We start from the raw sequence: 14,374 nt of genomic DNA on the forward strand, positions 1-14,374 counted from the left end.
ACGTCATGACAGACGCCGTAAAAATTTATCACAACCCGCGCTGCTCCAAGAGCCGCGATACCCTGAGCCTGCTGAAGTCTAACGGCGTGGAGCCGGAGGTGGTGCTGTACCTCGACACCCCACCGGACGCGCAAACCCTCCGCCAGCTGCTGCATATGCTGGGCATGGGCAGTGCACGGGATTTGATGCGCAAGAAAGAAGATCTGTATACGTCGCTTAACCTGAATGACGACCGTCTCTCCGAGGAGCGGCTGATACAGGCGATGGTTGAAAATCCAAAGCTGATTGAGCGCCCGATTGTGGTGGCGAACGGCCAGGCGCGCATTGGACGCCCGCCGGAAGACGTGCTCGAGATCCTCTGATGGTTTCGCCCGGTGGCGCTGCGCTTACCGGGCCTACGGGTGCCATATGTAGGCCGGGTAAGGCACAGCCGCCACCCGGCACAACTATAGCTTCAGAATATCTTTCACAAACGGAATGGTCAGCTTGCGCTGGGCGGTAATCGAGGCGCGATCGAGCTGATCCAGCGTGTCGAACAGCGTGCGCATTTCGCGGTCCAGCCGCTTCAGCAGGAAACGGCCCACGTCTTCCGGCAGCTCAAACCCACGCTGCTTTGCACGCAGCTGTAGCGCCTGAAGCTTATCTTCATCCGACAGCGGCTGGAGCTTGTAGATTTGTCCCCAGTCCAGGCGAGACGCCAGATCCGGCAGGCCCAGATTCAGCTGTCGAGGTGGGCGATCGCCGGTGATCAGCAGCCGGGTTTTGCCCGATTCCAGAATGCGGTTGTAGAGGTTAAAGATCGCCATTTCCCACGGCTCATCCCCCGCCACGCATTCGATGTTATCGATGCAGACCAGGGAGAGATGTTCCATCCCCTCCAGCACGTCAGGGACAAACCAGGTTCGTTTATCCAGCGGCACGTAGCCTACCGCATCACCGCGCGCAGAAAGCTCCGCACAGGCGGCATGCAGCAGATGGCTGCGCCCCGCACCTTCGCGTGACCAGATATAGATGTATCCGCTGTGTTCCTGACGCAGCACGTTTTGCAGTGCAGCCAGTAAAGAGGGGTTATCACCCGGCCAGAAACTTGCAAACGTTTCGTCGTCAGGGAGATAGAGTGGCAGAGAGAGCTGTGCCGGTCCGTTCAGAAGTACCTCAACCAGATCTGACATAAAATCGGCATGGAGTTTAACACGGAACCTGCAAGGAGAGAACCGGGCGGATCGTCCGCCCGGTTAAAGGATCACTGTGACGCTTTTTCGCTTTCGTCAGCGTCCAGCACCACCTCTTCCGGGCGGATCACGGAGATCAGCTTGAAAATGAGGCTCAGGCCAACGCCGACGATGGTCGCCAGCGCCATGCCTTTCAGCTCGGCCGCCCCGATGTGCACCTTCGCGCCGCTCACGCCGATAATCAGGATCACCGACGTCAGGATCAGGTTCTGCGCTTTGCTGTAATCCACTTTGGATTCAATCAGCACGCGAATACCGGAAGCACCGATTACCCCGTACAGCAGCAGAGACACGCCGCCCATCACCGGCACCGGGATGATCTGAATCGCTGCCGCCAGCTTGCCGACGCAGGAGAGCAGAATGGCGATGATCGCCGCGCCGCCGATAACCCAGGTACTGTAGACGCGGGTAATCGCCATCACGCCGATATTTTCACCGTAGGTGGTGTTTGGCGTAGATCCAAAGAAACCGGAGATGATGGTGGAGAAACCGTTCGCAAACATGGAACGGTGCAGGCCCGGGTCGCGGATCAGGTCACGTTTGACAATGTTTGCCGTCACCACCAGGTGGCCGACGTGCTCTGCAATCACCACCAGCGCCGCAGGCAGAATGGTGAAAATCGCAAACCATTCGAAGCGCGGCGTATAGAAGGTAGGCAGCGCGAACCAGTGCGCCTGCGCAATCGGGGTGGTATCCACCACGCCCATCATAAAGGAGAGCGCATAGCCCGCCAGCACGCCGATCAGGATCGGGATAATCGCCATAAAGCCGCGGAAGAGGACGGAACCGAATACCGTCACGCCCAGCGTCACCAGCGAAATAATAATGGTTTTAGAATCCGGTGACTGACCGTCCGCAGGCAGCAGCCCAGCCATGTTCGCCGCGACACCCGCCAGCTCCAGGCCGATGACGGCAACGATGGCCCCCATTGCCGCAGGCGGGAACATCACGTCCAGCCAGCCGGTACCGGCTTTCTTCACGATGAAGGAGACCAGGCAGAACAGCACGCCACACATGATAAAGCCGCCCAGCGCGACCTCATAACCCAGCGGCAGCAACAATAACACCGGAGAGATAAAGGCGAAGCTCGACCCGAGATACGCCGGGATTTTGCCTTTACAGATAAAAAGGTACAGCAGCGTACCAATGCCGTTGAACAGCAGCACGGTTGCCGGGTTAATGTGGAACAGGATTGGCACCAGCACGGTTGCGCCAAACATGGCGAACAGGTGCTGCAAACTAAGCGGGATAGTCTGTAAAAGCGGCGGTCTTTCACTCACCCCGATAGCACGGCGCGTCATAGTGTTTTCCTCTGAGTAGTATCGTTGTTGGTGTTTTATTCAAAAAAAAGCCGACTATCAAAGTCGGCTTATTTATCGTTATTCGATTATTTCGTACCAAAGATCTTATCGCCGGCATCGCCGAGCCCCGGGATGATGTACCCGTGCTCGTTCAGGCCCTGGTCGATAGAGGCGGTATACAGCTCAACGTCCGGGTGCGCTTTTTCCAGTGCCGCGATCCCTTCCGGTGCCGCAACCAGCACCAGCACTTTAATGCTGCTGCAGCCCGCTTTTTTCAGCAGGTCGATAGTGGCAATCATTGAACCGCCGGTTGCCAGCATCGGGTCAACCACCAGCGCCATACGCTCGTCGATGTTGGACACCAGCTTCTGGAAGTAAGGAACCGGCTCGAGGGTTTCTTCGTTACGGTAGATCCCCACCACGCTGATGCGCGCGCTTGGCACATGCTCCAGCACGCCTTCCATCATGCCGAGACCGGCACGCAGGATTGGCACAACGGTAATTTTCTTACCTTTGATCTGCTCAACCTGCACCGGGCCGTTCCAGCCTTCGATGGTGACTTTTTCTGTCTCCAGATCGGAGGTCGCTTCGTAAGTCAGCAGGCTGCCGACTTCAGAGGCCAGTTCGCGAAAACGCTTCGTGCTGATGTCATGCTCACGCATCAGGCCCAACTTGTGTTTAACGAGTGGGTGTTTCACTTCCACAATCTTCATTCTCTTTCTCCTCTGAATGGCATCCGCAAAAAAATCGCGGGATTATACCGCTTTTTTCGGATTAGGCCATACCCATCTTGCTTGACGTATATCAAGCAAAGTGATTTAGAGACAAAAAAACCGGAGGCGAGACTCCGGCTTGGGTGCGGGTTCTGCCGGGTGGCGCTAACGCTTACCCGGCCTACACGTCCCGTAGGCCCGGTAAGCGCAGCGCCACCGGGCAATTATAGCTGCTCGCCGTTGCTCGCAATCACCTGCTTATACCAGTCGAACGACTTTTTCTTGCTGCGGTTCAGCGTGCCGTTGCCTTCATTGTCTTTATCGACAAAGATAAAGCCGTAGCGTTTTTTCATTTCACCGGTACCGGCAGATACGAGGTCGATACAGCCCCACGGGGTGTAACCCATCAGGTCTACGCCATCTTCCACCACCGCTTTTTTCATCTCGCGGATGTGGGCGGCCAGGTAGTCAATGCGGTACTGGTCGTTCACCGTGCCGTCGCTCTCCTGCACGTCGATTGCGCCAAAGCCGTTTTCAACGATAAACAGCGGCAGCTGGTAGTGATCCCAGAACCAGTTGAGGGAGTAGCGCAGCCCCACCGGGTCAATCTGCCAGCCCCAGTCAGATTTCTGCACGTACGGGTTAGAGACCAGGCTCTTGCTCTCGTCATAGTCCAGCTGCGGGTTGTCCGCCGTCGCCTTGGTGGCGAAGGACATATAATAGCTAAACCCGATGTAATCCACGCAGCCCTGCGTCAGCGCGACTTTATCTTCTTCGGTGATATCCAGCGCGAAGCCGCGACGTTCAAAGTAGTTGAGCAGATGCTGCGGATACTTACCGCGCACATGGACGTCGGTGAACCAGTAGCGGCGGTGCATGGCGTTCATCGCCATCATCATGTCGTCCGGTGCGCAGGTCAGCGGGTAGATGGGGCACATGGCAATCATGCAGCCGATCTGCAGGGACGGGTTAATCTCGCGCCCCGCCTTCACCGCCAGGGCGCTGGCCACCAGTTCATAGTGCGCGGCCTGGAACATCACCGGCTCACGATCTTCACCCGGCGCGTACTTCAGCCCGGAGTTGGTAAACGGCGCAAAATCTTCATGGAAGTTGGCCTGGTTGTTGATCTCGTTAAAGGTCATCCAGTACTTCACTTTATGCTGATAGCGCTGGAAAACCACTTTCGCAAAACGCACAAAGAAGTCGATCAGCTTACGGTTGCGCCAGCCGCCGTATTCCGTGACCAGGTGAAAAGGCATCTCAAAGTGGGAAAGCGTAATCACCGGTTCGATGCCGTACTTCAGGCACTCGTCGAACAGATCGTCATAGAATTTCAGACCGGCCTCGTTCGGCTCAAGCTCGTCCCCTTTCGGGAAGATACGCGTCCAGGCGATGGAGGTACGGAAGCATTTGAACCCCATCTCAGCAAAGAGTTTGATGTCTTCTTTATAGCGGTGGTAGAAATCGATGGCTTCATGGTTAGGGTAATTTTTCCCCTCAAGCACGCCGTTGGTGATTTCGCGCGGTACGCCGTGCGCGCCCGCCGTCATCACATCGGCAACGCTAACGCCCTTGCCGCCCTCTTTCCAGCCGCCCTCAAGCTGATGCGCCGCAACGGCACCCCCCCACAGAAAATCTGCTTTAAATCCTGACATTTGCTTTCCCTCATTCTGCGTTATTTTCTGCAAAAACAATTACAGAAACCGGTTTCAGTTCGATGATGTGCAAAGGGGATAGCCGTTGCAAGCAGAACGCCGAAACCGGTTTCATTTTCGTGAACAGAGTCAAGTTTGTCGCCCTGCCTAAGCCAGAGAGAAAAAAAGATCCCCGCACCGAGAATAGGCTCGCAAACGTTTGCCTGGACTGTTAGAATTGCGCCGATTTTTCTTACTAGCTATGCAATCGCGTGGGGACTTGAGCCGTGACCAACAAAACTTCTCTCAGCTACAAAGATGCCGGTGTTGATATTGACGCAGGTAATGCGCTGGTTGACCGAATCAAAGGTGTGGTGAAAAAAACCCGCCGCCCGGAAGTGATGGGTGGTCTGGGTGGATTCGGCGCACTGTGCGCGCTGCCGCAAAAATATCGTGAACCTGTTCTGGTCTCGGGTACTGACGGTGTAGGCACCAAGCTGCGCCTGGCGATGGATTTAAAACGTCACGACACGATCGGTATCGATCTGGTCGCGATGTGTGTGAATGACCTGGTGGTTCAGGGCGCAGAGCCGCTGTTCTTCCTCGATTACTACGCGACCGGCAAACTGGACGTGGATACCGCGGCCAGCGTCATTAACGGTATCGCCGAAGGCTGTCTGCAGTCCGGCTGTGCGCTGGTCGGCGGCGAAACCGCTGAAATGCCGGGTATGTATCACGGCGAAGATTATGACGTCGCGGGCTTCTGCGTCGGCGTAGTAGAAAAATCAGAAATTATCGACGGCAGCAAAGTGGCGGATGGCGATGTGCTGATCGCGCTGGCTTCCAGCGGCCCACACTCCAACGGCTACTCCCTGGTGCGTAAAATCCTCGAAGTGAGCGGCTGCGACCCGCTGACCACCGAGCTTGACGGTAAACCGCTGGCAGACCACCTGCTGGCGCCAACCCGCATCTACGTGAAAAACGTGCTGGAACTGATTGAGAACGTTGACGTGCACGCTATCGCCCACCTGACCGGCGGCGGCTTCTGGGAGAACATCCCGCGCGTGCTGCCGGACAACACCCAGGCCGTAATCGACGAATCCTCATGGCAGTGGCCAGCCGTGTTTAACTGGCTGCAGACCGCAGGCAACGTGAGCTCTCACGAAATGTACCGCACCTTTAACTGCGGCGTGGGTATGGTTATCGCCCTGCCAGCAAGCGAAGCGGATAAAGCGGTTAAACTGCTGACCGAAAAAGGTGAAAACGCGTGGAAAATCGGTACGATTAAAGCCTCCGATTCCGAACAGCGTGTGGTCATTGAATGAAAAACATCGTGGTGCTCATTTCCGGCAACGGAAGCAATTTGCAGGCCATCATAGACGCCTGCAAACAGAAGAAAATCAACGGCACCATTCGGGCAGTATTCAGCAACAAGGCCGACGCGTTCGGCCTTGAGCGCGCGCGGGAAGCGAACATTCCCGCGCACGCGCTGGAAGCCAGCCAGTTCGCCGGGCGTGAAGCCTTTGACCGCGAGCTGGTGCAGGAGATTGATGCCTACGCACCGGACGTGGTGGTGCTGGCGGGCTATATGCGCATTCTGAGCCCGGCTTTTGTCGCACACTACGCCGGACGTCTGCTGAATATTCACCCTTCTCTTCTGCCGAAATATCCCGGCCTGCACACCCATCGTCAGGTTCTGGAAAACGGCGATGAGGAGCACGGCACCTCCGTGCATTTCGTGACCGACGAGCTGGACGGCGGTCCGGTGATCCTGCAGGCCAAAGTCCCGGTCTTTGACGGCGACAGCGAAGAAGACGTGACCGAACGCGTGCAGACCCAGGAACACGCCATTTACCCGCTGGTGGTAAGCTGGTTTGTCGACGGGCGCCTCGAAATGCGCGACGGCGCTGCCTGGCTGGATGGCGTGAAGTTACCCCCGCAGGGCCATGCGGCGGAAGAGTAGTTTGTTATGTCGGGTGGCGCCGCGCTTACCCGACATCTACCTTGCATTACCCGATATTCCCTTCTCCAACCTTCTAAATTCCCCAACAAAAAAAATAACTGTCATACTTTTCTGGCACTGTTGGACATATCGTGGAAATGCTCGCCATAATAAGGACGAGACGGATTTACCACGTCCTGTGATTGAACTGGAGTGTGAGCTGTAATGGGTCAGGAAAAGTTATATATCGAGAAAGAGCTAAGCTGGTTAGCATTTAACGAACGTGTACTCCAGGAAGCGGCTGACAAAAGTAACCCGCTGATCGAACGCATGCGTTTTTTGGGCATCTATTCCAACAACCTGGATGAGTTCTACAAGGTTCGCTTTGCCGAGCTGAAAAGACGGATCATCATCAGCGAAGAACAGGGCTTAAACTCTCACTCGCGGCATCTGCTGGGCAAAATCCAGTCCCGCGTGTTGAAAGCCGATCAGGAATTTGACGGCCTGTATAACGAACTGCTGCTGGAGATGGCGCGCAATCAAATCTTCCTGATTAACGAACGTCAGCTTTCCGTTAACCAACAAAACTGGCTGCGCCACTATTTTAAACAGTACCTGCGCCAGCACATTACCCCGATTCTCATCAACCGCGAAACCGACCTGGTGCAGTTCCTGAAAGATGACTACACCTATCTGGCCGTAGAAATTATTCGCGGTGAATCCATTCGCTACGCGCTGCTGGAGATCCCGTCCGACAAGGTCCCGCGCTTCGTGAACCTGCCGCCGGAAACCCCGCGCAGACGTAAGCCGATGATCCTGCTGGATAACATCCTGCGCTACTGTCTCGACGACATTTTCAAAGGCTTCTTCGATTACGATGCGTTAAACGCCTACTCGATGAAGATGACCCGTGACGCCGAATATGACCTGGTGCACGAGATGGAGGCCAGCCTGATGGAGCTGATGTCCTCCAGCCTGAAACAACGCCTGACGGCTGAGCCGGTGCGCTTTGTTTATCAGCGCGATATGCCGGACGCCATGGTAGAAATGCTGCGCGAGAAGCTGACCATTTCGCGCTATGACTCCATCGTGCCGGGCGGCCGTTACCACAACTTTAAAGACTTCATTGGCTTCCCGAACGTCGGCAAGGCCAATCTGGTGAACAAGCCGCTGCCGCGCCTGCGCCATCTGTGGTTTGATAAATTCCGCAACGGGTTCGACGCCATTCGCGAGCGCGATGTTCTGCTCTACTATCCGTATCACACGTTTGAACACGTGCTGGAGCTGCTGCGACAGGCCTCGTTCGACCCGAGCGTGCTGGCGATCAAAATCAACATCTACCGCGTGGCAAAAGATTCCCGCATCATCGATGCGATGATCCACGCCGCGCACAACGGCAAAAAAGTGACCGTGGTGGTTGAGCTGCAGGCGCGCTTCGACGAAGAGGCGAACATTCACTGGGCGCGCCGTCTGACGGAAGCGGGCGTGCACGTGATCTTCTCCGCGCCGGGTCTGAAAATTCACGCCAAGCTGTTCCTGATCTCCCGTAAAGAGGGCGACGACGTGGTGCGCTATGCCCACATCGGTACCGGGAACTTTAACGAGAAAACGGCGCGGATTTATACCGACTACTCGCTGCTGACCGCCGATGCGCGCATCACCAACGAGGTACGCCGGGTCTTTAACTTCATTGAGAACCCGTACCGCCCTGTCAGCTTCGACTATCTGCTGGTCTCGCCGCAGAACTCGCGCCGTCTGCTGTACGATATGATTGATAAAGAGATTGCCAATGCCCAGAAAGGGCTGTCGTCCGGCATCACCCTGAAGCTTAACAATCTGGTCGACAAAGGACTGGTGGACAGGCTGTACGCCGCGTCCAGCTCTGGCGTACCGGTTAACCTGCTGATCCGCGGCATGTGCTCGCTGATCCCGGAACTGGAAGGCATCAGCGACAATATTCGGGTGATCAGCATTGTTGACCGTTACCTGGAACACGATCGGGTCTATATTTTCGATAATGCAGGCGACAAACAGGTCTATCTCTCTTCGGCAGACTGGATGACGCGCAATATTGACTACCGAATTGAAGTCGCAACCCCGCTGCTGGATCCACGTCTGAAACAGCGTATTCTCGACATTATCGAGATCCTGTTCAGCGATACGGTGAAGGCGCGCTATATCGACAAAGAACTCAGTAACCGCTATGTACCGCGCGGCAACCGCCGTAAAGTGCGGTCGCAACTGGCGATTTACGACTATATCAAATCACTCGAGCAACCCGATTAACCTATGCCGATAAATGATAAGACCCCACGCCCGCAGGAATTCGCCGCGGTCGATCTTGGCTCTAACAGTTTCCACATGGTCATCGCCCGTGAGGTGGATGGCGCGCTGCAGATCATCGGTCGTCTGAAGCAGCGCGTACACCTGGCGGATGGCCTTGATGAACGCAGCATGCTCAGCGAAGAGGCGATGGAGCGCGGGTTAAACTGCCTGTCGCTGTTTGCTGAACGCCTGCAGGGCTTCTCGCCCTCCAGCGTATGCATCGTGGGCACCCACACCCTGCGCCAGGCGCTGAATGCGCCAGAGTTTCTCAAGCGGGCCGAAAAGGTGATCCCCTACCCGATTGAGATCATCTCCGGTAACGAGGAAGCGCGTCTGATTTTCATGGGCGTCGAGCACACCCAGCCGGAAAAAGGGCGCAAGCTGGTGATCGACATCGGCGGCGGTTCTACAGAGCTGGTGATCGGCGAAGACTTTGAGCCTCGCCTGGTGGAAAGCCGCCGTATGGGCTGCGTCAGCTTCGCGCAGATGTATTTCCCGGGCGGCACCATCACCCGCGAGAACTTCCAGCGTGCACGTATGGCGGCTGTCCAGAAGCTGGAAAACCTGGCCTGGCAGTACCGCATTCAGGGCTGGAACGTGGCGCTGGGCGCGTCGGGCACCATCAAGGCAGCGCATGAAGTGCTGCTGGCAATGGGTGAAAAAGATGGGTTCATCACGCCCGAACGCCTGACGCTGCTGACCGACGAAGTGCTGAAGCATAAAAGTTTTGACGCCTTAAGCCTGCCGGGGCTTTCCGACGAGCGTAAGGCGGTCTTCGTGCCGGGGCTGGCCATTCTCTGCGGCGTGTTTGATGCGCTGGCCATTAAAGAGCTGCGCCTGTCCGACGGCGCGCTGCGCGAAGGCGTGCTGTACGAAATGGAAGGCCGCTTCCGCCATCAGGATATTCGCAGCCGCACCGCGCAAAGCCTGGCCAACCAGTACAACATCGACCGCGAGCAGGCGAAGCGCGTGCTGGACACCACGGTGCAGATGTATGAACAGTGGGAAGAGCAGAATCCGAAGCTCGCGCACCCGCAGCTTGCCGCGCTGCTGAAATGGGCCGCGATGCTGCACGAGGTGGGGCTGAATATCAACCATAGCGGGATGCACCGCCATTCGGCCTATATTTTGCAAAACAGCGATCTGCCTGGCTTCAACCAGGAGCAGCAAACCATGATGGCGACCCTGGTGCGCTATCACCGCAAAGCCATCAAGCTCGACGACCTGCCGCGCTTCACGCTGTTTAAGAAAAAGCAGTTCCTGCCGCTGATTCAGCTCCTGCGTCTGGGCGTGCTGCTCAATAACCAGCGTCAGGCGACCACCACGCCGCCCACGCTGAAGCTGAAAACCGACGACCATCACTGGACGCTGAGCTTCCCGCACGACTGGTTCAGCCAGAACGCGCTGGTCCTGCTGGACCTGGAAAAGGAGCAGCAGTACTGGGAAGCGGTCACCGGCTGGCTGCTCAAAATCGAGGAAGAGAGCGCCGACGTCGCCGCGTAACGGTTCAGGCGTCCGCGCAGGACGCCTCTGTTTCCAGCAGTGACTCAAGCGGTGCCGGTCTGCCAATCAGATAGCCCTGCACATAATCGATACCTAGCGCGTGAACCGCGCTACGTATCTCTTCGGTCTCGACATATTCCGCCACCACCAGCATCTTTTTCATGCGCGCCAGATGGCAGATAGACGCCACAATCTGATAATCCAGGCTGTTGTTGACGATATTTCGGATGAAGTCGCCGTCGATTTTAAGAATATCCGCGTCCACGCTTTTTAGCCGCGCGTAGCTTGCATAGCCGGTACCAAAATCATCAATCGCAATGCGTACCCCCATTTTCTGCAGCTGACTGAGGATATGCAGCGCCTGCTCCGCGTTGCAGAAGTTGCTGCACTCCGTCACTTCAAAGATCAGCTGCCACGGCTCAATAGCGTATTTCGCCAGCACGCGGCTCACCTCAAGCGGGAACTGCACCCGACACACTGTTGAAGGCGCCAGGTTAATAGCAAAGCGCTGGCCGGGCAGTCTTTCCCGATACGCGGCCAGGAAGCGCAGCGTATGCTCAAGCACCCACAGATCCACCCGGGAGGACAAACCAAACTCCTGCGCGACGGGCAGGAACTGATCGGGGGAGATCAGTATCCCATTGGTGTCCGGCATCCGCAGCAGGACTTCGTGATAGCAATCGCCACGCAGGCCGCGAACGGGTTGAACCAGCAGGATGAATTCGTCGTTGTCGAGCGCCTTCTGCAGGCGGCTCATCATCGCGACTTTATCCTTCAGGCTGCGCTGCAAATGGACGGCACCGCGCTGCTGAAGATTTTCCGGGTGATTAGAGGAGAGTGACAGATCGGCCACCACCGCCAGCTCCCCCAGCACCAGATAAAGATGGTTAACCGGGGACCGGACATAGCAGTAGCTTACGCCAACCTGCGGCTGCAGCGGCATGCCGTCCCAGACAAAGCGGAACTGCTTGATATGCTCGTCCAGGGCGTCAATCCGCTGCTGGTGCGATTCCGCGTTGAGCCGCACCGCCATGTCATATCCGGTGAGGTGATACACCTGCTCATTGGGCTGGAGCGTAGCGTTAACCCACTGCGCCAGCTGCTGTTTGTACTGAATACGCAGCTGCACGCCGTAATTTCGGCCCAGAATTTCCAGCTCCGGAATGCGCAGCAGGCATAGCGCCGACCACGGATTCTTCGCCAGATCGCGCGACAGCGCCCGCAGGTTAGGCATATGGACAACCGGATCGAGCAGTGCCAGCCTGCGGGCGTGTTTGTTCACCGCGCGCTGCCGGGTCGCCAGCATCGACATATAAATCACCACAAACGAAAAGACCAGGTAACTGGAAGAGGTGATCGCCAGCTGAATATCGTACCCCGCGTTCACTGGGATATAGCGGTAAAAATAGTGAATGGACACCAGCAGTATCGGGGTCCAGATCAGCGAAATCAGCTTATAGCCAAAACGCATCGCGCCCCAGAGCATCACCGGCATCAGCAGCGACAGGGTATAGTTAGTGGTGAAGATGGAGCTGTTTTCATTTATCGGGAGCAGCAGCAGCGACAGCAGCCCGCCAAGCGCAATCGCCCAAAGCAAAAACTCCGCGGCCGTCACCTTTTTATCTATCTGGAAACGGATCTGCGAGAGAAGACTTTTGATATAGCGCGGATGACGGATCAGGCGGATCAGCAGATAGCTCAACGGCACGCCCGTCAGCCCGCTGACCAGCAGCGCCTGGTAGTTAATGAGCGTACGAATGTTAAGAGGGTTCAACCCCGCGAGGCTCTGGCGACTCTCATACACGCCCAGATACACCGCAAACTGAAACAGCACCAGAAACAGCGTCGCGGGGCAGATGACCTGCCAGAAGATGCGCTGCGCCATCAGCCGGATGTCGCCGTACGCCGTCATATTGCGTCTGGGCGCAAACACCCGGTAGCCGCCCCAGCTGAGGACTAAAGGGACAATAAAATGGAGCACCCCGGCAACCGTTTCGAACATCCCGACCGACGGGTAATAGCGGATAAACAGCGACAACACGATCCCGGGAAGGGCTTCCAGGCCAAAGAACATCATCAGCGAGAGCAAAAAGGAGAGCGGTAAATAATAAAGCGCCGCGATACCGTCCCCCAGCTGCGTGAACGTATTTGCCACGCTCAGCACGGGAAGCAAAACCACCGGTAATAGTAGCGGCAATGCCCACCAACGGTATTTATTGTTTTTCAGAAAAGCGAAAATCTTCATAGATGCCCGGTTAAACCCCTTTTTCTCCAGAGGGAAGATAAAGACAGGCATCCAACCTGACCTGGCGCCACCCCGCGACGTGCAGAGTGAACAGTGTGGAGGAGGGATTTTAAATATCAGAGCCGGGAATCCGTTGACTTAAATCAAACTATTTCACGCAAATAAGCCTTGCAGAAGAATTTTGTGAAATAATTTTCTTCATATTATCAATATGGTAAATGCAATTATTAATTTCAATAACAATAGTTAATGCAAACGTTGACGGTTATTTACACATCACAGAATTGACCCCATCTTCCCGCTGTGCCTTAATATCCTTATCGCCCGGGAGGGCTTATCCAGGAAAAACAGAGTGAGTCAGGTCACGCGTATGCGCAAACGCCATCGATTTAACACCCGAATGACCCGCATCATACTGCTTATCAGTTTCCTGTTTTTCTTTGGCCGCTTCGTTTACTCTTCGATTGGCGCCTGGTACCACCATCAGGACAAAACCCAATCACAGCAATCCAGCCTGACCGCCGACACCGCTGACCGCTAACCCCCCAAAGGATGTTGTACGAGCCGAATAAGGGCCGCGATCCCTTTGCTGAGGATTTTATCCTGCCGCATCACCACCGCCAGCTGCCGCTGCAGCATGGGCGTCAGCGACATCACGCACAGCCCCTCGCGATCGGCATCCTGTTCTACCGCCATTCGCGGCACGATGCTGTAGCCCAGCCCCGCGCGAACCATGCGTTTGATCGCCTCGATGCTGCCAAGCTGCATCACCGGCGCCATCGCTACCCCATGGGCGGCAAACCAGCCATCGATCAGCGCCCGGGTCCCGCTGCCTGTCTCAAAGGCGATCAGCGGCTGGGCATGGAGCGCCTCCGGGGTTAACTCCCTGAAAGCGTCCTGCTGCTCCCTTGAGGCGATAAAGACAAACTCTTCGTCCATCACCGGCATGACGTCCAGCGCTCTGCCGCTCACCGGCAGGGTCACCAGCCCCATATCGAGACGGTTCTCTTCAATGGCCCTGACGATGTCGAGGGTGTTGCCCGTCGTGACTCCCACGCTCAGGAGCGGATAGTCGCGGCGTAGCTGCTCCAGCAGCGGCGGCAGAAGATGAATGCAGGCCGTCGCCCCCGTGCCAAGGGTAATGGTGCCGCTCACGTCGTGGCTAAACGCATTCACGGCCCGGATGGCGTCATCCACCACCTGCTGAATACGCTCCCCGTGCGCCAGCAAGGTTTCTCCGGCAGCCGTCGCCTTAATCCCTCGCCCGGTACGCTCCACCAGCCGCGTTTGCAGAAACTGCTCCAGCTGGCGTATTTGCAGGCTGACGGCGGGCTGGGAGAGGCCCAGAACGTCCGCTGCCGCTGAAAAGCTGCCGCGCTGGTGAACCAGGCGGAAGGTGGCGAGATAGCCCAGATTAAGCGTCGTCATTCAAAGTTTCTCTTATACCGTGCATAAGGTTGCAGCCCTGCCAGCACAATA

12 protein-coding genes are annotated in these 14,374 nt (G+C 56.5%); 6 read left to right on the forward strand and 6 right to left on the reverse strand.

The genetic code is table 11. The features are described from left to right. Nucleotides 1–5: 5 nt before the first annotated feature. The gene (gene arsC / locus C6A40_RS11080) at nt 6–362 is read left to right on the forward strand and encodes an arsenate reductase (glutaredoxin) (RefSeq protein WP_032652948.1); all 357 of its coding nucleotides are present in this window, start codon (nt 6–8) and stop codon (nt 360–362) included. Nucleotides 363–446: 84 nt separating this feature from the next. Here arsC and C6A40_RS11085 read toward each other — a convergent pair whose 3' ends face one another. The 4 genes from C6A40_RS11085 to C6A40_RS11100 form a co-directional block, all read right to left on the reverse strand. Then, nucleotides 447–1,148, reverse strand: a complete 702-nt coding sequence (locus tag C6A40_RS11085) for a DnaA inactivator Hda (RefSeq protein ID WP_213014348.1) — start codon at nt 1,146–1,148, stop codon at nt 447–449. A 95-nt stretch (nt 1,149–1,243) separates the two neighbouring features. Continuing rightward, a complete protein-coding gene (uraA, locus tag C6A40_RS11090; RefSeq protein ID WP_023294266.1) occupies nt 1,244–2,533 on the reverse strand; it encodes a uracil permease in 1,290 nt (429 codons plus the stop codon). Between the two features lie 86 nt (nt 2,534–2,619). After that, nucleotides 2,620–3,246, reverse strand: a complete 627-nt coding sequence (upp, locus tag C6A40_RS11095) for a uracil phosphoribosyltransferase (RefSeq protein ID WP_008501641.1) — start codon at nt 3,244–3,246, stop codon at nt 2,620–2,622. A gap of 224 nt (nt 3,247–3,470) precedes the next feature. After that, nucleotides 3,471–4,901, reverse strand: a complete 1,431-nt coding sequence (locus C6A40_RS11100; RefSeq protein WP_008501642.1) for a 6-phospho-beta-glucosidase — start codon at nt 4,899–4,901, stop codon at nt 3,471–3,473. Nucleotides 4,902–5,167: 266 nt separating this feature from the next. On the opposite strand from C6A40_RS11100, the gene purM reads away from it, so the two are divergent. The 4 genes from purM (at nt 5,168) to ppx (ending at nt 10,650) form a co-directional block, all read left to right on the forward strand. Further along, nucleotides 5,168–6,205 (forward strand): phosphoribosylformylglycinamidine cyclo-ligase, encoded by a 1,038-nt coding sequence (gene purM, locus C6A40_RS11105; RefSeq protein ID WP_008501643.1) that lies wholly within the window; start codon nt 5,168–5,170, stop codon nt 6,203–6,205. Continuing rightward, complete coding sequence (purN, locus tag C6A40_RS11110) at nt 6,202–6,843, forward strand: phosphoribosylglycinamide formyltransferase (protein ID WP_021241814.1); 642 nt, start codon at nt 6,202–6,204, stop codon at nt 6,841–6,843. The genes purM and purN overlap by 4 nt, the downstream gene beginning before the upstream one ends. A 204-nt stretch (nt 6,844–7,047) precedes the next feature. Further along, nucleotides 7,048–9,108, forward strand: coding sequence for a polyphosphate kinase 1 (gene ppk1, locus C6A40_RS11115; RefSeq protein ID WP_008501645.1), 2,061 nt, complete (start codon nt 7,048–7,050; stop codon nt 9,106–9,108). Between the two features lie 3 nt (nt 9,109–9,111). Next, nucleotides 9,112–10,650, forward strand: a complete 1,539-nt coding sequence (gene ppx, locus C6A40_RS11120; RefSeq protein WP_008501646.1) for an exopolyphosphatase — start codon at nt 9,112–9,114, stop codon at nt 10,648–10,650. A gap of 4 nt (nt 10,651–10,654) precedes the next feature. Here ppx and C6A40_RS11125 read toward each other — a convergent pair whose 3' ends face one another. Further along, nucleotides 10,655–12,895 (reverse strand): EAL domain-containing protein, encoded by a 2,241-nt coding sequence (locus C6A40_RS11125; protein WP_045335353.1) that lies wholly within the window; start codon nt 12,893–12,895, stop codon nt 10,655–10,657. Between the two features lie 352 nt (nt 12,896–13,247). Between C6A40_RS11125 and C6A40_RS11130 the strand changes: the two genes are divergently transcribed. After that, the gene (locus C6A40_RS11130) at nt 13,248–13,436 is read left to right on the forward strand and encodes a YfgG family protein (RefSeq protein WP_052686627.1); all 189 of its coding nucleotides are present in this window, start codon (nt 13,248–13,250) and stop codon (nt 13,434–13,436) included. Here the strand turns inward: C6A40_RS11130 and C6A40_RS11135 are convergent. After that, nucleotides 13,433–14,323: a LysR family transcriptional regulator gene (locus tag C6A40_RS11135; protein WP_023344657.1), complete on the reverse strand. Its 891-nt coding sequence runs from the start codon at nt 14,321–14,323 to the stop codon at nt 13,433–13,435. The two genes, C6A40_RS11130 and C6A40_RS11135, sit on opposite strands and share 4 nt — an antisense overlap. Nucleotides 14,324–14,374 lie beyond the last annotated feature (51 nt).

It is taken from the genome of Enterobacter sp. GER_MD16_1505_Eko_090 (assembly GCF_003331015.1).
Lineage (GTDB): Bacteria > Pseudomonadota > Gammaproteobacteria > Enterobacterales > Enterobacteriaceae > Enterobacter > Enterobacter roggenkampii.